Annotated in this window: 18 protein-coding genes; 6 read left to right on the top strand and 12 right to left on the bottom strand. The window is 70.7% G+C overall.

Annotated features, from left to right (window positions below; all coding sequences use genetic code 11):
• Positions 1–15: 15 nt before the first annotated feature.
• From AB0H88_RS09270 to AB0H88_RS09250, 5 genes are read right to left on the bottom strand one after another with little or no spacing between them, the layout of a single operon-like run.
• The gene (locus AB0H88_RS09270; RefSeq protein WP_357642786.1) at positions 16–1188 is read right to left on the bottom strand and encodes a VWA domain-containing protein; all 1173 of its coding nucleotides are present in this window, start codon (positions 1186–1188) and stop codon (positions 16–18) included.
• 45 nt (positions 1189–1233) lie between these two features.
• Positions 1234–3693, bottom strand: a complete 2460-nt coding sequence (locus AB0H88_RS09265) for a DUF5682 family protein (protein WP_357642785.1) — start codon at positions 3691–3693, stop codon at positions 1234–1236.
• Positions 3693–4754 carry an AAA family ATPase gene (locus AB0H88_RS09260; protein WP_357642784.1) on the bottom strand — a complete coding sequence of 354 codons (1062 nt, stop codon included), beginning with the start codon at positions 4752–4754 and terminating at the stop codon, positions 3693–3695. Before AB0H88_RS09260 ends, AB0H88_RS09265 begins: the two co-directional genes overlap by 1 nt.
• Complete coding sequence (locus tag AB0H88_RS09255) at positions 4751–6085, bottom strand: DUF5691 domain-containing protein (protein ID WP_357642783.1); 1335 nt, start codon at positions 6083–6085, stop codon at positions 4751–4753. The genes AB0H88_RS09260 and AB0H88_RS09255 overlap by 4 nt, the downstream gene beginning before the upstream one ends.
• Positions 6082–7800 (bottom strand): SWIM zinc finger family protein, encoded by a 1719-nt coding sequence (locus AB0H88_RS09250; RefSeq protein ID WP_357642782.1) that lies wholly within the window; start codon positions 7798–7800, stop codon positions 6082–6084. The genes AB0H88_RS09255 and AB0H88_RS09250 overlap by 4 nt, the downstream gene beginning before the upstream one ends.
• A gap of 182 nt (positions 7801–7982) precedes the next feature.
• Between AB0H88_RS09250 and AB0H88_RS09245 the strand changes: the two genes are divergently transcribed.
• Together AB0H88_RS09245 and AB0H88_RS09240 are read left to right on the top strand one after the other, a co-directional pair.
• Positions 7983–8537, top strand: a complete 555-nt coding sequence (locus tag AB0H88_RS09245; protein ID WP_357642781.1) for a cupin domain-containing protein — start codon at positions 7983–7985, stop codon at positions 8535–8537.
• Between the two features lie 41 nt (positions 8538–8578).
• Entirely contained in the window at positions 8579–9136 is a 558-nt protein-coding gene (locus tag AB0H88_RS09240) for an NUDIX hydrolase (RefSeq protein ID WP_357642780.1), read from the top strand.
• A gap of 285 nt (positions 9137–9421) precedes the next feature.
• Here AB0H88_RS09240 and AB0H88_RS09235 read toward each other — a convergent pair whose 3' ends face one another.
• Positions 9422–10021, bottom strand: a complete 600-nt coding sequence (locus tag AB0H88_RS09235; protein ID WP_357642779.1) for a dihydrofolate reductase family protein — start codon at positions 10019–10021, stop codon at positions 9422–9424.
• Positions 10018–10875, bottom strand: coding sequence for a metalloregulator ArsR/SmtB family transcription factor (locus AB0H88_RS09230; protein ID WP_357642778.1), 858 nt, complete (start codon positions 10873–10875; stop codon positions 10018–10020). The genes AB0H88_RS09235 and AB0H88_RS09230 overlap by 4 nt, the downstream gene beginning before the upstream one ends.
• Positions 10876–11202: 327 nt before the next feature.
• Between AB0H88_RS09230 and AB0H88_RS09225 the strand changes: the two genes are divergently transcribed.
• Positions 11203–11874 carry a response regulator transcription factor gene (locus AB0H88_RS09225; RefSeq protein ID WP_263654476.1) on the top strand — a complete coding sequence of 224 codons (672 nt, stop codon included), beginning with the start codon at positions 11203–11205 and terminating at the stop codon, positions 11872–11874.
• Positions 11875–12006: 132 nt separating this feature from the next.
• Here the strand turns inward: AB0H88_RS09225 and AB0H88_RS09220 are convergent, their stop codons facing one another.
• The 5 genes from AB0H88_RS09220 to AB0H88_RS09200 all read right to left on the bottom strand — a co-directional run bounded on the left by AB0H88_RS09220 (position 12007) and on the right by AB0H88_RS09200 (position 18147).
• A complete protein-coding gene (locus AB0H88_RS09220; protein ID WP_357642777.1) occupies positions 12007–13137 on the bottom strand; it encodes an MFS transporter in 1131 nt (376 codons plus the stop codon).
• Between the two features lie 131 nt (positions 13138–13268).
• Positions 13269–14033, bottom strand: coding sequence for an SDR family oxidoreductase (locus tag AB0H88_RS09215; protein ID WP_357642776.1), 765 nt, complete (start codon positions 14031–14033; stop codon positions 13269–13271).
• A gap of 13 nt (positions 14034–14046) precedes the next feature.
• Positions 14047–14844, bottom strand: coding sequence for a family 3 encapsulin nanocompartment shell protein (locus AB0H88_RS09210; RefSeq protein WP_357642775.1), 798 nt, complete (start codon positions 14842–14844; stop codon positions 14047–14049).
• Positions 14845–14880: 36 nt separating this feature from the next.
• On the bottom strand, positions 14881–16665 hold the full coding sequence (locus AB0H88_RS09205) for a carbamoyltransferase C-terminal domain-containing protein (RefSeq protein WP_357642774.1): 1785 nt from the start codon (positions 16663–16665) through the stop codon (positions 14881–14883).
• Positions 16666–16782: 117 nt separating this feature from the next.
• A complete protein-coding gene (locus AB0H88_RS09200; protein WP_357642773.1) occupies positions 16783–18147 on the bottom strand; it encodes an FAD-binding oxidoreductase in 1365 nt (454 codons plus the stop codon).
• A 214-nt stretch (positions 18148–18361) separates the two neighbouring features.
• On the opposite strand from AB0H88_RS09200, the gene AB0H88_RS09195 reads away from it, so the two are divergent.
• From AB0H88_RS09195 to AB0H88_RS09185, 3 genes are read left to right on the top strand one after another with little or no spacing between them, the layout of a single operon-like run.
• Positions 18362–19666, top strand: a complete 1305-nt coding sequence (locus AB0H88_RS09195) for an aminotransferase class I/II-fold pyridoxal phosphate-dependent enzyme (protein ID WP_357642772.1) — start codon at positions 18362–18364, stop codon at positions 19664–19666.
• Complete coding sequence (locus AB0H88_RS09190; RefSeq protein ID WP_357642771.1) at positions 19663–20589, top strand: sulfotransferase; 927 nt, start codon at positions 19663–19665, stop codon at positions 20587–20589. The genes AB0H88_RS09195 and AB0H88_RS09190 overlap by 4 nt, the downstream gene beginning before the upstream one ends.
• Positions 20586–22148 (top strand): AMP-binding protein, encoded by a 1563-nt coding sequence (locus tag AB0H88_RS09185; RefSeq protein WP_357642770.1) that lies wholly within the window; start codon positions 20586–20588, stop codon positions 22146–22148. Before AB0H88_RS09190 ends, AB0H88_RS09185 begins: the two co-directional genes overlap by 4 nt.

Here is a 22148-nt window from a genome sequence, read left to right as displayed (position 1 = left end):
CCCTTTCGCCACGTTTCAGGAACCCATGCCGACGTGCCGTTCGGCCCACCGGGCGATGTCGCGGCGTTCGATCGCGGCGGCCATCAGGTCCGGGAAGGCGTCGGGCGTACACGCGAAGGCCGGGACCCCCATCGCGGCCAGCGCGGCGGCGTTCTCGTGGTCGTAGAAAGGGGCGCCCTCGTCGGACAGTGCCAGCAGCACGATCACCTGGACGCCCGCCTGGGTCATCGCGGCGACCCTGCGCAGCATCTCCTGCCGTACGCCGCCCTCGTAGAGGTCGCTGATGAGGATGAAGATCGAGTTGGCCGGCCGCGAGATGAGGCCCTGGCTGTAGGCGATGGCCCGGTTGATGTCCGTACCGCCGCCCAGTTGCGTACCGAACAGCAGCTCGACCGGGTCATGTAGCTGCTCCGTCAGGTCCACCACGGCCGTGTCGAACACCACCAGCGACGTCTTGAGCGACCGCATCGAGGCCAGCACCGCGCCGAACACGCTCGAGTAGACCACCGAGGCCGCCATCGACCCGCTCTGGTCGATGGCGAGCACCACCTCACGTTGCACGGACCGCTGCCTGCGCGCGTAGCCGACGAGACGCGAGGGCACGACCGTGTTCTTCTCGGGCAGGTAGTTCTTGAGGTTCGCCCTGATCGTCCGGTCCCAGTCGATGTCGGACACCCGCTTGGGCCGGTGGGTCCTGGCCGAGCGGTCGAGCGCGCCGGTGACGGCGGCCCTGGTCTTCTGGGCGAGCCTGCGTTCGAGCTCCTGCACGACCTTGCGCACCACCGCCCTGGCCGACTCGCGCGCCTGGTCGGGCATGACCCGGTTGAGCGCCAGCAGCGTGCCGACCAGGTGTACGTCGGGCTCGACGGCCTCCAGCATCTCGGGTTCGAGCAGCAGCCTGGTGAGGTTGAGCCGCTGGATCGCGTCCTTCTGCATGACCTGGACGACGGTCGAGGGGAAATAGGTTCTGATGTCGCCCAGCCACCGCGCCACCCGGGGCGCCGAGGCGCCGAGGCCGCCGTCGCGGTCGTACACGGCGGCCAGGGCCCTGTCCATATCCGCGTCCGCGCCCTCGAGCCCGCCCGCCCCGCCCGCGCCTCCTTGGCGGCCGGCGCAGATGCCGTCGGCGTCGCCACCGCCCAGCACCAGCCGCCACCTGCGCAGCCGCTCGTCCATACGCTCAGTCATACTCTCTCCCGCCGATCCGCGCTCTTCCCAAGATCGCCAGCACGCTCAGCCATGCTCTCCCCCGCCGACCCGTGCTCTCCCCAAGATCGCCAGGACGGTCCGCTCGGCCGCCGCCGCCCGCTGTTCGTCCACGGCCTGCTCCCCCGCCCGCTCCGACCGCTCCGACCGCTCCGCCGATCGGACGCGCTGGCCGATCGCCCGGCGTTCGGGTGCGGCGAAGCTCCCGAACGTACGGCGGAGCAGCGGCAGCACGTCGACGAACTGCTCGCCGTCCAGCCCGGTCAGCCAGGTGTCGACCAGGCCGAGCAGCCTCGGGTCGTGCACCAGCAGCAACCCCCCGCCGCCCAGGAAGCCCTCGATCCACGAGGCGGCCCTGGTGGGCGCGTGGCCCCGGGACATCGCCCGCGACATCCGGTCGTCGGCGTCGTCCAGCTCGCCGGCGTCGAGCAGGATCCTGGTCAGTCGGCCCTCGATCAGCCCGTGCAGGTCGGGACGGTCACTCATCCCGCGCAGTGTGACCAGCCACCGGCTACGCGGGGACGCCGCTTGGCGGGAGACCGGCGCCGTCGACTCCTGCCCGACGGGCTTCTCTGGCGGCGTCGGCTCCTGCCCGACAGCCTCCGGTGGTGAGCCGGGCGGCTCCTCTGACATCAGCGCGACGGCCGTGTGGACGGCGTCGACGCCGCTGAGCAGTGCGGCGGCCGCCTCGTCGTCGAGGCCGGTGACCGCGACGGGCAGGCCGACGCAGATGCGGTCGAGCATGGACCGGACGATCACCGCCAGGCCCTCGGCCGAGGTGCCGCGTACGTCGCCGTAGCGGTGGGCGCGGACCATCGCGGGCAGCGCGGCCATCAGGTGGGTGACATCGGTGTCGAGCGCGGCCTTGGCCGAGAGGGCGGCCAGGACCTCCGGCAGCGCCTCCGGCAGGTCGGCCAGCAGGCAGCGTTCGACCAGCCCGGTCAGGTCGGCCAGCGTCACCGACGCCGCCGAGGCGAGGTCGCGGGCCCGCTGGGCGGCGGCGGAGGCGACCGTGATGCCGAGGGCCGCCGCCTCGACGAGCGCCAGGTCGAACTCGGGCCGCCACTGCAGCGTCCACGTCTCCCTGAACGTCCCCTTGCCCCTGGCCTCCCCGAGCACCCCCCACTCCACGTCGAGCAGCCGCAGCCGGTGCAGCAGGTGGCTGCGGTCGAGGTCGAGCGGCTTACGCAGGTCGAGTCCGAACTCGCGGTCCAGCGCCTCCGGCTTCAGCTTGAGCCGTCGCTGCTGCTCACGCAGGTCGCGCTGGAGCGGCACCATGGGCGTGCCGTCGGAGACGTGGCCGAGCCGGTCGCCGACGACCATACGCCGCTGGATCAGCTCCACCGCCAGATCGTCGCCCTCGCACAGCACCGCCCTGGCCGCCTCGGTGACCTCGCCGAGCCCGGCCAGCGGGCGTCCGCGCAGGGTGGCCAGGCTGTGCGCGAGGCGTACGGACTCGATGACGTGCGCGGACGACACGGCGAGACCCTCGTCGCGGAGCACCGCCGCCGCTGCGGCCAGCCACCGCTCCACGGGCCGGTCGGGGGCGGTGAACAGGTGGTGGTACCAGCCGGGCGAGGAGATGCCCGCGCCGTAGCCACTCCACGAGGCCAGCCGCCCGTACGTCCACGGCACCCACGTCATCTGCGCCTTCACCTTGGGCAGGCCGCGCAGGAGGGCGTCGTCGGCCTTGGCCGGGGGCAGCGGGGCGGTCAGGGCGGGGACGTGCCAGGCGCCGCAGATCACCGCGATGCGGTCGTAACCGTGTTTGAGGGCGTTGCGGATGGTTTTGCGCATGTACGCCTCACGCCTGGCCTCACGCTCGTCAGGCTCGTGGCCCTCGCGGACGGCGGCCATGGCCTCGGCGATCACCTCGAACGGGGTGTCACCCCGGTGCTCGACGACGTCCTCCCACCAGCGCTCGGGATCGTCATAACCGGCTGCGGCGGCCAGGGTGCCGATGGGATCGACCCGCAAGCGCTCGGGGTCGGAGCCGGGCACAGACTCGGGAGCCGCCTCGGAGCGGGGCTCAGGGGTGGCGGCCCGAGGGTAGGGGCTGTCGGCGTCAGGGCTGTCGGCGTCGGAGGTGCCGGGAGTGACGGCGCCGGGGGCGTCAGGCGTGGCGGTGTTGGGGGCGTCAGCGTCGGCAATGCCGGGAGTGACGGCTTCGGGGGTGTCGGCCAGGCTGTGGGCTGCCGGGAGGTCGCAGAAGCGTACTGGGATGCCGGCCGCCGTGCCGTACAGGATGGCCTGCCATTCGGGCGAGAACCCGGCGAACGGCCAGAAGGCCGCGCTGGACGCCTGGCCGGGCACGTGCGCGAGCAGCGCGACCGGCGGTTCGAGCTCGGGCGCGAGGGCGACCAGCGCGTCGGCCTCCGGCGGTCCTTCGATGAGGATCAGGTCGGGACGGAGGCGTTCGAGCTCCGCCCGTACGGCGCGCGCCGAGCCGGGGCCGTGGTGCCGGACGCCGAGGATCGAGACGCTCATCAGACCTCGCGGCAGGCACGGTAGAAGTCGCGCCACTCGGAGCGCTCACGGACGACCGTTTCGAGGTATTCGCGCCACACCACCCGATCGGACACCGGCTCCTGCACCACCGCGCCCACGATCCCGGCGGCCACGTCGGAGGGTCGCAGTACGCCGTCGCCGAAGTGGGCCGCGAGGGCGATGCCGCTGGTCAGCACCGAGATGGCCTCGGCCGTGGACAGGGTGCCGCTGGGTGATTTGACCTTGGTGCGGCCGTCCTCCGTCACCCCCGTGCGCAGCTCCCGGAACACCGTCACCACGCGGCGGATCTCCGCCAGCCCCGTGCTCGTCTCGGGCAGCTCCAGCGAGCGGCCGAGCTGGGTGACGCGGCGCGAGACGATGTCCACCTCCTCTTCGGCGGTGGCGGGCACCGGCAGCACGACGGTGTTGAAGCGGCGGCGCAGGGCGCTGGACAGCTCGTTGACGCCCCGGTCGCGGTCGTTGGCGGTGGCGATGACGTTGAAGCCGCGTTCGGCCTGGACCTCGCGGTTGAGCTCGGGGATCGGCAGCGTCTTCTCGGACAGGACGGTGATCAGGGCGTCCTGAACGTCCGAGGGCATGCGCGTGAGCTCCTCGACGCGGGCGATCCGGCCCTCGGCCATGGCCCGCATGACGGGCGAGGGGGTCATCGCCTCGATGGACGGGCCCTCGGCCAGCAGCCGCGCGTAGTTCCAGCCGTAGCGGATGGCTTCTTCTGCCGTTCCGGCCGTACCCTGCACCAAAAGGGTCGAGTCGCCGCTGATCGCGGCGGCCAGGTGTTCGGACAGCCAGGTCTTGGCCGTGCCGGGCACACCGAGCAGCAGCAGCGCGCGGTCGGTGGCCAGGGTGGCGACGGCGACCTCGACGATGCGGCGGGCGCCCACGTATTTCGGGGTGATCTGTCGGCCGTCGCCAAGGATGTACGTGGTCACGGCCCACGGCGACAGCTTCCAGCCGGGCGGTCTGGTCCGGTCGTCGTCCTTGGCGAGCACGGCCAGCTCCTCGGCGTACTGATCTTCCGCATGCGGGCGCAGAACGGTCATGAGAGCTCCTTCATCAGGTCGGCACGGAAGCGCAGCAGGGCGGCGACCTGCTGGATGGGCGGCACGGGCGAGTAGTTCTCGGCCAGCTCGGCGAGCGCCGGGTCGATGTGCTCGCCGGCCAGTTTGATCAGCTCGCCGAGGTTCCACGGCTGGGTGGTGGCCACCTTGGTGATCTTGCGGAGAACGGCCGTCGCCAGCTTCTCCCGCCAGTGCGAGGACACGCCGCCCAGCACCATGATCAATTGGCTGTCCACGTCATGCTTTTTCACGAAATCGGCAGCAAGCTGTTGCTGCTCGTCCGGCCCCAGCGCCTCCAGCAGGTCCGCGATCGGGTCCCACCCGAACATCGCCCGCGCCCACTCCGGATCCCGCTGCAGCACGGCCGCGCGCACCCAGGCGGTCTTCACCTCGCCGTCCCAGTCGGGGATCTTCATCTTGAGCAGCTTGGCGGGGCTGCCCCAGAGCCCGAGAGGCGCGCGGGCGACGACCTGCTGGAGCCACCAGGCCCGCTCACCGGTGCCTCTCGGGGGCTTGGCCCGGATGCCATCGCGCTCCATCGCCTTGTCGCACGCTGCGGGCGCCTCGACGATGATCGTGCCCTTGGTGACGGTCAGGCAGCTTCGCGCGCGTACGGTCATGCGCTGGGCCAGGCGCGACTCGGGGAGGCGGGTGAGGAGGTTGGCGGCCTGCTGGCGTACCTCGCGCCTGCGGTCGTCGAGGGCCTGCTCCAGGAACGGCTCGTCGTCCATGGACAGCCCGTCCGCCAGCACCTCGACGAACGCCGCCCGGTCGTCCGGCCCTTCGCGCTCCCAGCCCGTCTCCAGCAACTCCCGGGCCTGCTTGGGCTCCTGCCTCCGGAGGTGGCTCAGGTAGGCGCGGCGGTCGGCCGGGCTGCCCAGCTCCCACGTCTCGCCGGTCGGCTCTTCGAGCAGGTACGCCCAGTCCGGGTTCAGGGCGGCCAGCCACCTGCCACGCTGCCCGGCGACCAGGCCGAGATGTGCTCTGATCGACTGGTCGCGTCGGCCTCGGTCGAGGAGCTCGGGCAGGACGTACGGGGGCACTCGGCGGCCTGCTGCGGAGGCGGCCGCCAGCCATTCGGGGAGCAGGCGGTCGTACTCACCGCCCAGAATCCTGGCCAGGCGCTCGGCGGCTCGGGCGGTCACGGCGGGCAACTCCTCATCGTTCGCCCGCTCCTGCTCGGCCGTCTCGCCGAGCTGCTGACCGGCGCGGCGGCGCACCACTTCAACGGCGGCGCTTTCCAGCAGGTCTCCCCCGTACGGCCTGCGGTCGGTGCCCACCAGTGCCGTCGATGCCAGGTCGTCCCAGGTCACAGGATCACCGCCGTTCCGTCGTCGGCCCAGGTGGTCAGTGGACGCAGGCCCAGCGGGGTCCATTCAGCGGCCACGGTCACCGGCCGGCCGCCGGAGACGGCGATCAGCCGCCACGGGTCACGTGACCTCGGGTGCAGCGGAAACCCGCCCACAGAAGTGCGGCCGGGAACCACGCCCGCCAGCACCACGGGCCAGGAGTCGGTCCACGGGTCGGCGGCCACGGCGGCGGCGATCTCGCCGAGCGCCTCCTCCGGCGACGTTCCGGGCGGGACCCGGCCGCCAAGATCACTCCGACCACCGAGCTCCGCCCGGTCGTCGAGATCCACCCCGCCACCAAGATCCGCCCCACCGGCGAGATCACTCCGGCCGCCAGGGTCCGCCCGGTCGTCGAGGCCTGCTCGACCGTCGGAGACGCTCCGGTCGGAGGCGTCACCCTGGCCGGTGAAGGTAGTCAGGTCGGCGGGAAGGCTTCGAGGGGTGGCGTGTCGGGTGGCGACCAGGGCGCGGAGGGGTGCGGCGCCCGGGTAGAAGGCGACGTCGGCGTCGATCGTGGTGCCGGTGACCAGCGAGGCGTCGAGTGGCTGGCCGGAGGCGGCGAAGGACAGAACCAGCGCCACCCGGCCCGTGTCGTGGCCTCGGAGCCAGACCCGGCGGGCGGTCAGCCGGTCGTGTTCCTCGTCGCGCCTGCCCACCACGTGCCACCGGTCGCGCACGACCGGCCGAACCAGCACGTCCTCCCGCGCGACGGGGAAGCCCGCGCGGATCAGAACGGTCTGGCGCAACGGCCCCGGCAGCTCGGCCCGCCGCCTGTAGGCGACCGCCAGCAGATTGATCAGCGAGTATTCGGCCAGCAGCCGACTCGGCCAGTCGTCGGCCATGCGCACCTCCCGCAACCGGGAGAGCGCGTTGGCGACGCCCGGCGCCTGGGCGTCGACGAGGCGCTTGGCCAGGTCGTCCCATTCGTCGGCATCGGTCCCCGCCAGGCCCTGCCGCACCTGGTCGGCCAGCCACCGTTCGAGCTCGGCCAGCCCGGCGCTCACCCGCGCATGCCGGACGGACTCGACCCCCGCACCCCGCCCACCACCCGACTTACCAGTGGACGACGCCCCAGCGCCCGGAGCGGAACCGTCACCAGCTGCCAAGTCCGAGCTATGCCCACCTTCCGAACCCAAACCCGTACCCGAGCCCAAACCCGTACCTGAGCCTGAGCCTGAGCCCGAGCCCGTGTCCGTGTCCGACCCCGGGGCCGTGACCGGCTCAGGGCTCTGGTGAGCGTCCGGCCCCTCGTCCGGTGCCTCCCCGTCGGCCGGCTCCGGGTCGCTCTCGGCTTCTGAGGCGGCACGGGCGCGGGCGGCCTCAAGCTTGGCCGCCGACTTGGCGGCGCGTTCCGTACGCATAGCGACCCACTCCGCCGCCCACGAGGGCAGCGCATCGGCTGCGGGCACCCCGTCCGCCGACCACATGAGCAGCAGCCCGAGCGCGTGCTTGCACGGGAACTTCCGGCTGGGGCAACTGCACCGATATGCGGGCTCGGAGAGATCGACGCACGCCATGTAGGGCGTTGCGCCGCTCCCCTTGCACTCACCGAACAGCACGTCGTCAGTCGTGCCGCGCAAGCTCCATTTGCCAGGTGTCGCCACGCCCTGCGCCGCCTTCTGGGACGAGGCGTCGGGGGCGAGAGCGAGCACCTGATCACGGCTCCACCGTTCGATCACTTGCCGCAGACTAGCCAGCTCGACCGACAATTACCGCCGGCTCCGGCCGATCTATCAAGAAGATCCACACGGCGGCTGGTCAGGGTGAGACGACCGGCACGCGGACGATCCGTTCGCCACCAAGAGGGGGTCAGGCGGCGACCTCACCGCCGCCGCAAGCCCCAGCACGTAGGATCACCCACGTGGAGCTGACGATCTACCCCAGCGGCCCGTCCATCCAGGTCGCCGACGAGGCTGAGGCACTGGCCAGCGAGCTGGACGGCCAGCTGGTCCTCGACGGTACCCGTTTCCTGCGCCGCGACGTCACCGGCGCGGCGATCGCGTTCGAGGACCGCCCGCCCATCGCCCGCGCCCTGGACCTGCTGCCCCATCCCGAGGGCGGCTGGTTCCGAGAGACCTGGCGGGCTCCTGTCTCCTTCCTGCCCGCCGGCTACCCCGGTTCCCGTTCCTCCGCCACCGGCATCTACTTCCTGCTGGGCCCCGGCGAGGAGTCGGTTCCGCACGTGGTCCGCTCCGACGAGGTGTGGCTGTGGCATCGGGGCGGCCCACTGGACCTGACGATCGGCGACGAGACCGTCATCCTGGGCCCGCTGGTCGAGGACGGCCAGGTGCCGCAGGCCGTGGTGCCGGGCGGCGTGTGGCAGTCGGCCAGGCCCGCCGGCGGCGAGGAGGTCCTGGTCAGCTGCGTCGTCTCGCCGGGATTCGACTTCGCCGACTTCACCGCGCGGACCGAGTAGGAGCCATGGACGGACTTCACCGCGCGGACCGAGTAGGAGCCATGGACGTACGACCGGACAGCGAGCATCCCATCAGGCGCCTCTCGACCGAGATCGTGTACGAGAGCCCGTACCTGCGCATGCGCGAGGACCGCGTCCGCCGCCTGGACGGTTCCGAAGGCATTTACTCCTACGTCGAAAAACCCGACTACGCGCTGGTCATCCCGATCGAGAACGACGGGCTGCACCTGGTGGAGCAGTATCGCTACCCGATTCGCGCCCGCTCGTGGGAGTTCCCGCAGGGCACGTTCCCGCAGATGCTTACCGGCGACCCCGAGCACCTGGCACGCGAGGAGCTGCGCCAGGAGACCGGCCTGACGGCGGCGGACATGCGGCACCTGGGACGGCTGAGCTGCGCCAAGGGCATGTCGTCACAGGGTTTCGACGTGTTCGTGGCCACGGGGCTGGAGCCGGGGCCCAACGAGCTGGAGGTCGAGGAGCAGGACCTGCTGCACCGGTGGTTCAGGCGCGCGGACTTCGAGGCCATGATCCGCGACGGCGAGATCACCGACGCCGCGACGCTGGCGGCCTACACGCTGTTCCTGCTCTCGAGTCAGTAGGTCATCTCAGGTCGGGCAGGTTGCTGGGATAGGTCGCCGCTTCGTCACGTCTTCGGGGTACTGCAGGGTGAGGCGGCTGACCAGACGGTCGTCCGGCCGTCGATCAAACGTTGGGCGAAGCGTCCGCCTTTTGGGATGAGACAGGATCTTCTGCCGCAAGACGGGCGCTCATGGCCCGTCTTGCTCATCCAGGCAAGCTGACATCTGTCGAAACCCGCATGAATCTGGCGGCCCTATCTGCAAGAAGAGTCGCTCTTATGCCGCCCAAAGTACCAAAACGCCCACTTAGCGGACTCGGTCGTAGACCATGGCGATCTCGCCCAGTTCGCCGCTTTGCTGGTGGGTGAGCATCCACTTTGAAGCTGGCAGGCCGTCGTCGAAAAGTCGCTGCCCACCGCCGGCGATCTCGGGGAAGATCATGAGGTACAGCCGGTCGAGCAAGTCCGCCGCCAGGAGCGGTTTGATGATGCTCGCGCTGCTGTTGACGAGAATGTCGCCCTCACCAGTGGCCTTGAGGTCGGCAACGACGTCGGCGGCGGGGGCGTTCACCACGCGGGTGCGTTCCCACGGGGCCTCGGTCAAGGTGGCGGACAAGACCACCTTTTCCGTGTCGACCAGCCACTTGGCGTATCCGCGATCACGCGGATCGGCGTTCTCGTCTTCGGCGACCGATGGCCAGAAGCCCATGAATCCCTCAGCGTTGATTCGGCCGAGCAGCGCCGTCGTCGCGCTCTCCCAGATGAGGTTCATGTGGTCTCGCGCGATCTCGCTGGTCACATAGGGGGCGAACGCGGCGAAATCGCTGGGGCCGCCGGGACCGTTGTAACGTCCGTCGAGGGTGAGGGTCAGGTTCGCGGTCACCCTGCGGCTGGTCGAGTCCGTCATCTTGCGCTCCTTGTATTGGTGTCGTGCTTGGTGCTGTGCGTGCCCACGGCGAGGGTCGCCGCGAGCTTGTCGAGGCTTTGGCCGAAGCCGATCTCGATGCCGGCGATGAAGTCTGCGGAGTTGATCGTGCTGTCGGCGACTTGGAAGTGAACGTCGAGTTCTGTGCCCGTGTCGGTGGGCTGGAGGTCGAGGTCGAGGTGGGCGGTGAAGGCGAGGCTGCCACCGGTAAGTACTGGGGAGAGCCGGTAGGCCAGACGCTTGCCGGGGCGTACATCCTCGACAAATCCCAGCGCGCGCCCGGCGACCACGTCGGAGCCGTCGGCATCTTCCGCATCGCGGTACTCATGGACGATCCGGCCACCGGGTCGCGCCTCGAAGACGAGCTCGGAGACGCGCAGGTCATCCGGCGTCCACCAGCGGGCGAGCAGGGAGGCCTCGGTCAGGTGGCGCCAGACCTCCTCCGGACCCGCCGTCAGCGACCGGTGGAAACGGAAGGAGCGGCCATCGGCCCAGCCCGGCTCTTTGGCGGCGAGCCGCTCGGCGTGGAGGCTGCGCTCGTAGCGGTCGTAGGTCTCGCGCGAGCCGCCGGCCTGCTCCGCGGTCTCGGCCAGTCGAGTGAGCGCGGCCGCCAGCTCCCGCAAGGGCGCTGCCCGGAGCGCATAAACGCGGCGCTGGCCGGAGCGCTGGGAGGTGACGACGCCGGCACGCTCAAGGGCCTGCAGGTGCTTGGTTGTCTGCGGCTGACGCGCCTCAGCGAGCTGGGCAAGAACACCGACCGGCCGGGGCCGCTCGGCCAGCAGGCCCACGAGCCGCCAGCGGGCCGGGTCGGCCAGTGCGGTGAGCAATGCGTCCATGGACAGAAGTATTCACCACAGCGAATATTCGTGTCAAGGAATATCTATGGGTTGTCCGGTGGTCGTGGCGCTGGGCAGCAGCGGCGGGACGATCACGCGGCCATTGAGCGGGCGACGGGACAGGCCGTGGGGTACGGACAGTGACCATCGCTGCCCCAAGGGTCGGTTCCGTCGCAGCGCCACTGCGCATTACCCACTTGTCCGGCACAAAGTCGGATCAAATGTCAAGATGCCGCAATCCCCTAGAATCCCTGATTTCGCGTGTACTAACACGGCACAACCGAACAGATGTGACATGCTGCCCACAAATCACGGAAAAGAGTTCGCATGTGCGGTGCGTCACTAAGAGTGATTATCTGTGATAAATACGCGATTACCCGGTTCGGCCTACTGTCGATCTTGGCCTCCCGGGATGACGTCAACGTGATCGAGACCACCGACAGCGGAGTCCATGCGATCATGCTCGCCCGCAAGCATCATCCCGAGGTGGTGGTCACCGGGCTGACCCTCGGCGGCCTGTCCGGGCTGGAGCTGATCCAGCGATTACGGGCCGAGAAGCTGGACCCCGAGCCTCGGGTGGTCGTGTTCACCGTCGACCATACCGACCAGACGGTCACCGACGTGTTGCGCGCGGGCGCGAACGGGCTGCTGACCCAGGATTCCACGCAGGACGAGGTCGTCGCCGTCATCAGGGCGGCGGGCCGGGGGCAGACCATGCTCTCGCCCGTCGTGACCCAGCGGCTGGTCGACTGGTTCAGACAGCGGGAGCCCCCTCCCGCCGAGCTGGAACAGCCCACGCTGGCCGGGTTGACGCCGCGCGAGCAGCAGGTGCTGCTCCTGGTCGCGCAGGGGCGGTCGACCGAGGAGGTGGCGGGTGAGTTGTACATCGGGGTCAGTACGGTACGCACCCATTTACACCGGCTCCGAGCGAAGCTGAAGGCCAAGGACCGGGCCCAGCTGGTCTCCTTCGCCTACCGCTCCGGCCTCATGTCAACCTGACCACCACTGATCTCCTTCGCCACCGCCGCTCAGAGCCTCATGTCAACCTGACCACCACTGATCTCCTTCGCCACCGTCGCTCAGAGCCTCATGTCAACCTGACCACCGTTGGTCTCCTTCGCCCACCACCGCTCACCGCCGGGCCGGGCTCTGGCGCGTTGCCAGCGGGCCGAGGGCCAGTGAGCCCAGTACGACGGCCGCCGCCAGCGCGAACGCCCCCGGGTAGCTGATGTCCGCGACCACCCCGCCGACCAGCCCCGCGAGCCCGAAGAAGATGTCGTACAGCGAGCTCAACGCCCCCAGCGCGGCTCCTCGCTCCGCCTCCGGCGCCCGGCTGATCGTGATCATCGCGAGCGACGGGTAGAGCAGGGTGAACCCCGCTCCCGACAACACCGCCCCCGCCGCCGCCACCCACCAGCCGGGCGCGAATCCGATCATGGCCAGGCCGGCGGCCTCCGCGAGGCTCGACGCGACGATCACCGGCATCGGGCCGAGCCGGTCCGGGAGGCGGCCGGCCACGAGCCGGGTGGCGATGTACGCGGCACTGAACACGCTGAGCAGTACGGGCCCGTTGGAGATCCCTCTGGAAGCCAGGGCCAGCGCGCCGAAGCCCACCAGCACGCCGTACCCGAACGCCCCCATGCCCAGTGCCAGCCCCGGCAGCACCGCCGCGCCCGGGATGAGCTTGCGCGACACGTCCGGCAGCCGCGCGCCGGACGGCAGCAGGCTCAGCACCGCGACGGCGACGAGCGGCAGGACCACTGCGCCGGCCCACACCGCCGGGTAGGAGCCGAGACGGTACAGCGACTCGCCCAGGGCGGGCCCGGCCATGAAGCCGCCCCACATCGCCAGGCCGTACCAGCCGACGATCTGTCCCCGGCGGTTCTCGGGCGCGAGCTGGACCGTCCACACCGAGCCCGCCGTGAACAGCAGTGCCTCGGCGACGCCCATGACCAGCCGGGTGGTGATGAGGCCGGGCAGGCCCCACGGGAGCGCGTAGAGGGCGCCGACGACGGCGGCCAGCGCCGAGCCGGCCAGCATCAGTCTGCGGCCGCCGAAGCGCTGCGCGAGCCGGCCGCCGTAGGGGCGCAGCGCCAGGGTCACCGCCGCGGTCGCGGTGAAGGCCGCGCCGACGGCGAACGGCGTGCCGCCCAGTTCCCCGGTCACCAGCCGCGGGATCACCGGCACCGCCGCGCCGAACGCCGTGAACGTGACGAACAGCGCCGCCACCAGCCCGGCGAACGTCCGCGCCCAGGGGGTCATCGGCCGCAGGCGCCGCCGCCCATCAGCAGGACCACACATAGACCGCCGCCGCCCATCAGCAGGACCACACATAGACCGCCGCCGCCCATCAGCAGGACCACTCATAGACCGCCGTCCACCGCGAGCGTCACTCACAGGCCGCGGGTGTTGCCGCCGTCCACCAGCAGCACCACGCCCGTGATGAAGGAGGTGTGCTCACTGGCCAGGAACGCGGCGATCGCCCCGAAGTCGCCGGGTCGGCCGATCCTGCGCATCGGCAGGCCCTCGGCCACCCGCGCCAGCGCCGCGTCCGCCTCGTCGCCGAACTGGTGGTCGAGCGCGGGCGTGCGGTGGAAGCCCTGGGCAAGGACGTTCACGGTGATGCCGCGCGGGCCGAGGCTCGGCACGAGTCCCTTGGCGAAGCCCAGCACGCCCAGCCGGGCGACGGCCGACAGGCCGGTCAGGGGCAGCGGCTGGCGTACCGCCTCGGAGGTGAGCATCAGCACCCTGCCCCAGCCGGTGTCCAGGTGCGGCAGGGCGGACAGGACGACGCTCACGTGCGGGATCGTGTTGTCCTCCAGCGCCCGCCGGTACACGGGCACGTCGAACTCCTCCAGCGACCCGTGCGGCACTCCGCCCGAGCTGCTGACCACGATGTGCAGCGAGCCGAACTCGTCGGCGGTGCGCCCCACCCACTTGGCCACGGCCGCCTCGTCGCGCACGTCCACGCTGGTGCTGAGCACCCGTCCCGGACCCGCGGCGTCGATCTCGGCGTGCGCCCGCGCCAGCCGGTCGGGCTCGCGCGCGCAGATGGACACGTGCGCGCCTTCGGCCGCCAGCGTGCGGGCCACGGCCAGCCCGAGCCCGCTGCTGGCCGCCGCCACGAGCGCGACACGTCCGTTCAATCCAAGGTCCATGACCGGACACCTCTCACGAGACCAGCAGGAAGTGCTGCGGCAGATGTACGGCCAGGCCGACGCGGGTGCTCGCCTCGATGACCTCGGTGTCCCGGCGCAGCCGCAGCGTGGACCGCGCGGGGTCGAGCAGCGTCACGGCCGCGCGGAAGTCGCCGAGCAGCGCGTCCCCCGCGCCGATCATGCGGGTGCGCGAGACGCGGATCCCGGCCGTCGCCAGTCGGTCGAGGGCCCCGTCGCGGACCAGCTTCCAGTACAGGGCGGGGTGGGTGACGATCCCGTCGCACGAGCCGCCGGTCTCCTCGACCTCGGCCGCCGCCGCGGTCAGCACGTCCTCGGGATCGCCGTCGAACGGCGCGTGGCGCGAGTCCGCCAGGTGCAGCAGCCCGTCGATCGCGCCGTCGCCCGAGCCGTGCAGCAGGATCTGGTTCTCGACTGTGGACAGCCGTACGAGCACGCGGTAGTCCACGAAGGCGGCGAGCAGGCCGGGCTCGTCGAGCACGCCCTTCGGCACGGGCACGCCGACCTTGACCTCGGTCAGATCGGCCACGCGGACGCTGGAGGCGAAGACGGACTCGGGCGTCTCGGCGTACGACGTCCCCGACCGCGCCGGCTCGGGCGGTGGCGCCTCGTGGACGTAGGGCACCTGCCCGTCGCCCACCTTCGCGCTCTTCAGCAGGTGCCGGACCGTGTAGCGCGGCCTGGTCTTGAACAGCGGGAACGCCTCGGTCAGCGCCAGCCGGTACGGTACCTCGACGTCGCCGCCGTTCCGCGAGCCCGCCACCGCCCACGCGAACTCCTCGCCAGGAGACATGTCTTGCCCCTCCCCCTCGAATCGTTGAAATGGTGGTCAACGCTGAGCTGATTTGGTGGCTACAAACCGTCCGAGCACGAGGTAATCCATCTCGGTCTTCAGGAAGCAGTCCATGGCGTCGGCCGGGGAGCACACGATGGGCTCGCCGGCCACGTTGAACGAGGTGTTGATGAGACAGGGCACCCCGGTCAGCTCGGTGAAGGCGCGGAGCAGCTCCGCCAGCAGCGGGTTGTCCTCCTCGCGGATCGTCTGAATCCTGGACGTGCCGTCCACGTGCGTGGCTCCGGGAATCAGGTCGCGGTAGCCGGGCCGTACGGGGAAGACGAACGTCATGTACGGCGAGGCCCGCTTCTTTCCCATCTCGAACACCTCGGGGGCCACGTCCTCCAGGACGACGGGCGCGAACGGCCGGAACGGCTCCCGGTGCTTGATCCGGTCGTTGATGATGTCCTTGATATCGCCGAACCGGGGATTGGCCAGAATGCTCCGGTTGCCCAGGGCGCGCGGCCCGTATTCGGTCCGGCCCTGGAACCAGCCGAGCACGCACTTGTCCCGCAGCAGCGCGGCCGTCTCCCGGGCCACGTCGCCGGGCGCCAGCTCACGCCATTCGACGCGCCCCGCGTGAGCGTCGAGCGTGGCGCGGATCTCGTCGTCGCCGTACGCGGGCCCCAGGTACGGCGAGCCGGAGACGCGCGGCTTGTCGCCCGCCTCCTGACTGGCGTAGAAGGCGGCGCCGATGGCCACCCCCGGGTCGCTGGCGCCGAAGCTCACGTCCATCTCGGCGAACCTGGAGCCTTCGAGCAGCTTGGTGTTGTTGACGCAGTTCAGCGCCAGGCCGCCCTCGAACAGCAGCCGCGGGAGCGCGCTGCGCTCCTCCAGCGCGCGCAGTTGGTGGGCCGTCACCGCCTCGACCATCTCCTGGGCGGCCCCGGCGACCCGGACCCGCACGTCGAAGTCCTCTCGGCTGTCCGGGTCCGTGTCGAAGATCCGGTCGAACAGCGCGTAATAGGCGCGTACGGCACGCGGCGCGTAGGGGATGGTGTAGCGGCCGTTGTCCGTCAGCGCCACCACGTGCTTGAGCAGCGGATTGGGCTCCGGCGGCGGGCCGTGGCCGGCCAGGCCCATGACCTTGTACTCGTCGTTGTTGGGCACGAACCCGAGATACCTGGTCAGCACCGCGAACAGCAGGGCGAGCGAGTTGTCCCCGTCCACGGTCGCGTCGTCGAACAGGCGCACCTTGCCGTCGCGTACCTCGCCGAGGATCGCCGACAGCCACTCCGCCCGTCCGTCGCTGACCACGAAGGCCGCGTCCCCGCCCCCGGACAGGTGGTATCCCGTCATCAGGTGGGCGAGGTGATGCGGCACCCTGACCAGCTTCTCGGCGGCCGGCGGGTATCCCGTGTGCTCGTGGAAGTCGGCGAGAATGGCTTCCTGGCTGAATATCCTGGTATAGGTGTCGTCGAGCCGCCGCAGCCGGGCGAATTTCTTGTCCACCGGCGCGTCGGCGTCTACGATCTCGGCGATCATGTTGTTCATGACGTCCTGGGAGAAACGCCAGGAATGCGCGAAGACATCGACCTCGTCGTACGTTTTCCCGGCCTCCCTTAAAACCCATTCGATGGCCTGGGCCGGAAACCGGGCGGTCTTCTTCTCGCGATTGAGCCGCTCTTCCTCGACGGCCGCGACCAATTCCCCGTCCACCATGAGGGCCGCCGAGGAATCGTGGCCGTAGAGCATGTGGCGGTCGATTCCCGTCGACCCGTAATAACGCGCGAAGAGTTCGGCGACCTTACCGAACCCGTTGTATCCGAGGACGATCACGAGAACTCCTTGGCGGTGAAGGACCCGAGTCCCACCAGTGAAGGTCATGCCGCCCTGGACGGCGTCCACCTGGTGATGACCCCGGGGGCGACGCATCGTTGAGCCGGTGGACGCGGCTCAGCGGACGGCCGAGGGCGCGACGTTGTAGTTGGCGCGGAAGAAGTTGTCGGGGTCCAGCCGCCGTTTCACCGAGGTCAGCCGGTCGAAGGCCGCCTCCCCGAAGGTCTTCCTGGCCCGGTCGCCGGTGGACGCATAGTTGATGTAGCCGTCACCCCAGCGGCTGTACGGCTCGGCGGCGGCCGACACGGACCGCGCCCAGGCGATCCGCTCCTCGTCGGCGGCCGGGTCGGTCCAGATCGCCGTGCCCGTGACGTTGAAGGCGGCGCCGCGGAAGGGCACGGCCGTGGCCTCGGCGGGCACCCGTCGCACCGCGCCGTGCAGCGCCTCGACGAGGATTCCGTCCCTGAAGGGCCCCAGCCAGCGGCCGGCCAGGAACCGTTCGACCAGCGCGTCTGCCAGCGCGTCCGGCAGGGCGTCGGCGAAGCGGGCGCTCCAGTGGTGCCGCAGCCCGAAGGCCAGGCGGCCGAGCGCGGCCTGCAGCGACAGGTACGACCTGGGCATGAGCTGCCAGTCGAGGAGCTCCGGCCCGCGCAGCCGCTTCTCCAGGGCCGCCCGGTATCCCTCGTCGTCGCCGCTGTAGGCCACGCAGATCACCGCCGCCGGGACGTGCGTGGGACCGTACCTCTTCAGGAACAGCGTGCAGTTGAGCTCGTCGGGCGCGTCGAGCATGAGGTCGCGGAACAGGCGCACGGCCCGGCCGAGCTCGGCACGCGGGTAGGCCACGCAGCCTCCGTACAGCAGGCCCACCGGGTGCGTACGGAAGCGGAACTCCGTCACCACGCCGAAGTTGTGGCCCGCGCCGCGCAGGGCCCAGTCGAGCTCGGGATCGCGCTCCGCGTCCACCTCGACCACCTCCCCGGCGGCCGTGACGAGCTGGTAGGAGAGCACGTTGTCGCAGGTCAGGCCGTATCTGCCCATCAGGTGTCCGAGGCCGCCGCCCAGGGTCAGGCCGCCGACGCCGGTGGTGTCGAAGGTGCCGCCCGTGGTGGCCAGCCCGTAGGCGGTGGTCGCCAGGTCCACCTGGCTCCAGGTGGCGCCTCCGCCGACCGCGGCGGTGCGCTCGCCCGGATCGACCGTCACCGAGCTCATCAGCCGCAGGTCGATGACCAGCCCGTCCTCGACGGAGGCGTACCCGGCGACGTTGTGCCCGCCGCCGCGCACCGCCGTGACCAGCCCGGCCTCGCGGGCGGTACGGATCACCGCCCGCAGCTCCGCGACGTCACGCGGCAGGCAGATCAGCCGCGGCCGCAGATCGTGCATGCCGTTGAAGAGCAGCCGCACCTCGTCATAAGCGGGGTGGCCGGGTCCGACCACCCGATCGGGGCAGGCGGTGTTCAGGGCGTTCAGCGCGGAGACCGTCACTGGCTCGTTCCTTTCTCGGTCCGAGGTTCTTCGACGGCTTATCACGCATTTGTGACACACGCGAGGGGGGTTGCCTTTCCGGGGACTTGCCGCGATAGTCGGCTCTTAGGTCCATCGCGTGCTCTTAGGTTCATCGCGTGCTCTTAGGTTCTTCGCGCAATTCACTACCCGGCCAATAGCTCACGTTATCTGCACCAACAGATTCGAGGGACCGGTGAATCCACCCCTGACCACCTGGCCCACTTATGACAAGGGTGATGTCTTCCTCAGTCCGGAGGACATCGCCGCGGCGATCGAGGCGCTGCGCGCCCAGTTGTTCTTCCGTTATGATTTCCGGCCGCACGAGGAGACATTTACCGGGCTCCTCGAACGGCGGCTGTGCGAGGTGTTCGGCGCCGGGCATGCGCTGGCCTGCGCCAGCGGCACCACGGCGATCACCTTGAGCCTGCTCGCGCTCCAGCTGCCCGCCGGCTCGCCGATCGCCTGCCCCGCGTTCACCTTCGCGGCCACGCCGAGCGCGATCCTGCTCGCCGGGCACCGGCCGGTGCTCGTGGAGTGCGACGAGAACCTGCATCTGGACGTGCGCGATCTGCGCCGGGTGTTCGACGAGGGCGCCAAGGCGGTCGTCGTGGTGCACATGCGCGGCTTCGCCAGCGACATGCCGGAAATATGCCGACTGGCGGAGGAGTACGGCGCCTTGGTGGTCGAGGACGCGGTGCCCGCCCTCGGCGCGCGGCTCGACGGCCGCTACCTGGGTACGTTCGGCCACTTCGGCGCCTTCAGCACCCAGTCCGACAAGTCGCTCAACACCGGCGAAGGCGGGTTCCTGCTCACTGACGACCCTGAGGCGTACGCCCGTGCGGTGGTCTACAGCGGCGCCTACGAAGGCCGGATGGCCCGCCACTTCCCCGGCAAGGTCCCGGACGTCGATGACCGGGCCTTCCCCATCTTCAGCTTCCGCATGGACGAGATCCGGGCGGCGCTGGCCGCAGCCCTGCTCCAGCGGCTGCCCGACCGGCTGGCCGCCCATCGCCGCAACTACGACTACGTGGCCGAACGGCTGGCCGACCTCGACGGGATCGCGCTGCGGCAGCCGGTGGCGCCCGGCGCCTACCTCGGTGAGGCGCTGGTCTTCCGGCTGCCGGGGGCCACGCCGCGGGAGTGCGTCGCGTTCGCCGGGGCCGTCGCGGCCGAGGGGGTCGACGCCCGCGCGCTCGGGGACCGCGACGACGTCAACGTACGCGCCTTCTGGAACTGGCGCTTCCTGCTCGGCGACAACCCGGAGGCCGCACGGAGCCTCTTCCCGACGTCGGCGCGCTATGTCAGTGAGGCGATCGACATCCCACTCTCGGCGAACCTGGACCTGGCCGACTGCGACAGGCTGGTGACCGCCGTCAGAAAAGCCGCCGCCGGAAGAGCACTCACACAGCCAAACGGTGAGAGCGCCGCCGCCGGAAGAGCACCCGCCACAAAGCCAAACGGTGAGAGCGCCACCGCCGGACGGACCGCGAGCCGATGACGCCCGCAGCGCCGCGAGTGCTCTACGTCACGGGCTGGTGCAGATCGGGCAGCACGCTGCTCGGCAACCTGCTCAACGAGCTGCCGGGCGTCGCGCACGTGGGCGAGCTCAACTACCTGTGGTCCAACGGCGTGCTCGGCACCGGCACCAACAGCACCTGCGGCTGCGGCAAGGACCTGCGGGACTGCGACGTGTGGCGGCAGGTGCTGCGCGAGCTGGACGGTCACACCCTCGCGACGGAGATGATCGGCCTGCACAACACCTGCCTGCGCACCCGCTTCACCCAGGAGCGGCTGCGCGAGGCCCGGGGCCTGGCCCGCCCGCCGCGCGACGTGCGGCGCGTCAGCGAGGTCAAACTGCGGCTCTACACCGCGATCGGCGAGGCGCTGGGCGCCCAGGTGATCGTCGACACCTCCAAGTTCCCAGCCGAGGCGGCCCACCTCATGGGCCTGCCCGACCTGCGCCCCCAGGTGCTGCACATGGTGCGCGACCCCAGGGCGACCGCCTACTCGTGGCACCGCGCCAAGAGCTACATCCCGGCCATGAGCCCCTTGCGCAGCAGCGCGTACTGGACCGGCTTCAACGCCGCGTCGGAGTGGATCGCGCGCGCCTATCCCGGCAGGTGCCTCAGGCTCAGGTACGAGGACTTCGCCGCACGGCCCGCCGAGACGATCGGCCAGGTCATGGCGTGGGCGGGTCTCCCGTCGCCCGGCCCGGTGACCGGCGGAAACACTGTCCGGCTAGGCGTCAATCACACCGTGACCGGCAATCCCGACCGGTTGCGCACCGGGCCCGTGGCCATCAGGCCCGACGACGCCTGGCGCACCGCCCTGCCGGCCTCGAGCGTCGCGCTGAGCACCCTCGCCGCGCTGCCGCTCATGAGCAGGTACGGCTACCGCCTGACCAGGGGGGAGTATCCATGAACTGGCGAAGCGACGCCGAGCACTGCTACCGCGAAGGCTGGTGGCGGGACGGCACGCCCTTGGACGACCTCCGGCGGGCCGTCGAGCGTTCCCCGGGCCGCGTCGCGATCACGGCGCACCAGGCGGGCGCCGCCGACCTGGTCAAATTGACGTACGCGGATTTGTCGCGACTCGTGGAGCGGTTCGCCGGCGCCCTGACCGAGCTGGGCGTCGGCCCGGGCGACGTGGTCGCGCTCCAGCTGCCGAACTGGTGGCAGTTCCCGCCGCTCGCGCTGGCCTGCATGCGGGTCGGCGCGGCGGTCAACCCCATCATCCCGATCCTCCGCAAACGTGAGGTCGGTTTCATGCTGGAACGTACGGAAGCGAAGGTCTGCGTCGCGCCCGCGTCGTTCCGCGGCTTCGACCACGCCGGGATGCTCGCCGAGATCGCCAAGGAGGTGCCGACGCTGCGGCACGCGGTGACCATCGGCGGCGGCCCGCTCGACTTCGACGACGTCTTCATGTCCGGCGGCGAGGTCCGGCTCAGCCGGCCGGAGGCGGGCCCCGACGACCTGGCCCAGGTGATGTTCACCTCGGGCACGACGGGCGAGCCCAAGGGCGTCATGCACACCAACAACACGCTGTACGCCGGCATCCGCACCGAGGCGGAGGCCCTCGGGCTGGATGAGGATCTGGTCGTCCACATGGGCTCGCCGCTCACCCACCAGGCCGGCTACCTCTACTGCTTCCTGATGCCGCTCCAGCTCGGTGGCCGGGCGGTGTTCCAGGACGTGTGGGACCCGGACGTCATGCTCGGCCTGGTGGAGTCGGAGGGCGTCAACTTCGGCATGGGCGCCACCACGTTCGTGGTCGACGCCATCGCCGCCCAGCGGGCCCGGCCCCGGGACCTGCGGACCCTCGGCTCCTTCGCGTGCGGCGGGTCGCCGATCCCGCCGAAGGTCGTGGAGGAGGCGGGCGAGGTGCTCGGCGTGCGCATGTACGCGCTGTGGGGCATGACGGAGAACGCCACGGTCACGATCACCCGCCCCGAGGACCCGCCGGATCTCGCCGCGCGCTCCGACGGCCGCCCCGCCCCCTGGATGCAGGTCCGGATCGCCGGCGACCGGCTGCAGGTACGCGGCGCGAACCAGTGTGTGGGCTACTGGAAACGCCCGGACCTGTACGCCGAGGCCCTCACCGGCGACGGCTGGTTCGACACGGGCGACCTGGCCAGGGACGACGGCGAGGGCGGCATCCGGATCACCGGCCGGGCCAAGGACCTGATCGTCAGGGGCGGGGAGAAGATCCCCGTGGTCGAGGTGGAGGCCGCGCTGTGGCGGCACCCGCGGATCAAGGAGGCCGCGCTGGTGGCCTACCCCGACGAGCGTCTCGGCGAGCGGGCATGCGCCTTCGTCGTCCCGGACGGGGAGCCGCCCTCGCTCGCCGACGTACAGCTGCATCTGGAAGGGCTCGGCATGGCCCGGCAGTTCTGGCCGGAACGCCTGACGGTCGTCGCCGAGCTGCCGAAGACGGCGTCGGGCAAGGTACAGAAGTTCGAGCTGCGCGAAGGGATGGGCTGA

It is taken from the genome of Nonomuraea sp. NPDC050680 (assembly GCF_040654555.1).
GTDB lineage: Bacteria > Actinomycetota > Actinomycetes > Streptosporangiales > Streptosporangiaceae > Nonomuraea.
Note: the sequence above shows the minus strand (reverse complement) of the source record. Positions and strands in the feature narration are given on the sequence as shown.

What these genes read in the sequence shown, in the direction of transcription:
- AB0H88_RS09230 (WP_357642778.1), bottom strand. Translation starts at nt 10,875, where the DNA reads ATGGACGCATTGCTCACCGCACTGGCCGACCCGGCCCGCTGGCGGCTC.
- AB0H88_RS09240 (WP_357642780.1), top strand. Translation starts at nt 8,579, where the DNA reads ATGGACGTACGACCGGACAGCGAGCATCCCATCAGGCGCCTCTCGACC.
- AB0H88_RS09215 (WP_357642776.1), bottom strand. Translation starts at nt 14,033, where the DNA reads ATGGACCTTGGATTGAACGGACGTGTCGCGCTCGTGGCGGCGGCCAGC.
- AB0H88_RS09220 (WP_357642777.1), bottom strand. Translation starts at nt 13,137, where the DNA reads ATGACCCCCTGGGCGCGGACGTTCGCCGGGCTGGTGGCGGCGCTGTTC.
- AB0H88_RS09185 (WP_357642770.1), top strand. Translation starts at nt 20,586, where the DNA reads ATGAACTGGCGAAGCGACGCCGAGCACTGCTACCGCGAAGGCTGGTGG.
- AB0H88_RS09225 (WP_263654476.1), top strand. Translation starts at nt 11,203, where the DNA reads ATGTGCGGTGCGTCACTAAGAGTGATTATCTGTGATAAATACGCGATT.
- AB0H88_RS09270 (WP_357642786.1), bottom strand. Translation starts at nt 1,188, where the DNA reads ATGACTGAGCGTATGGACGAGCGGCTGCGCAGGTGGCGGCTGGTGCTG.
- AB0H88_RS09265 (WP_357642785.1), bottom strand. Translation starts at nt 3,693, where the DNA reads ATGAGCGTCTCGATCCTCGGCGTCCGGCACCACGGCCCCGGCTCGGCG.
- AB0H88_RS09190 (WP_357642771.1), top strand. Translation starts at nt 19,663, where the DNA reads ATGACGCCCGCAGCGCCGCGAGTGCTCTACGTCACGGGCTGGTGCAGA.
- AB0H88_RS09260 (WP_357642784.1), bottom strand. Translation starts at nt 4,754, where the DNA reads ATGACCGTTCTGCGCCCGCATGCGGAAGATCAGTACGCCGAGGAGCTG.
- AB0H88_RS09235 (WP_357642779.1), bottom strand. Translation starts at nt 10,021, where the DNA reads ATGACGGACTCGACCAGCCGCAGGGTGACCGCGAACCTGACCCTCACC.
- AB0H88_RS09210 (WP_357642775.1), bottom strand. Translation starts at nt 14,844, where the DNA reads ATGTCTCCTGGCGAGGAGTTCGCGTGGGCGGTGGCGGGCTCGCGGAAC.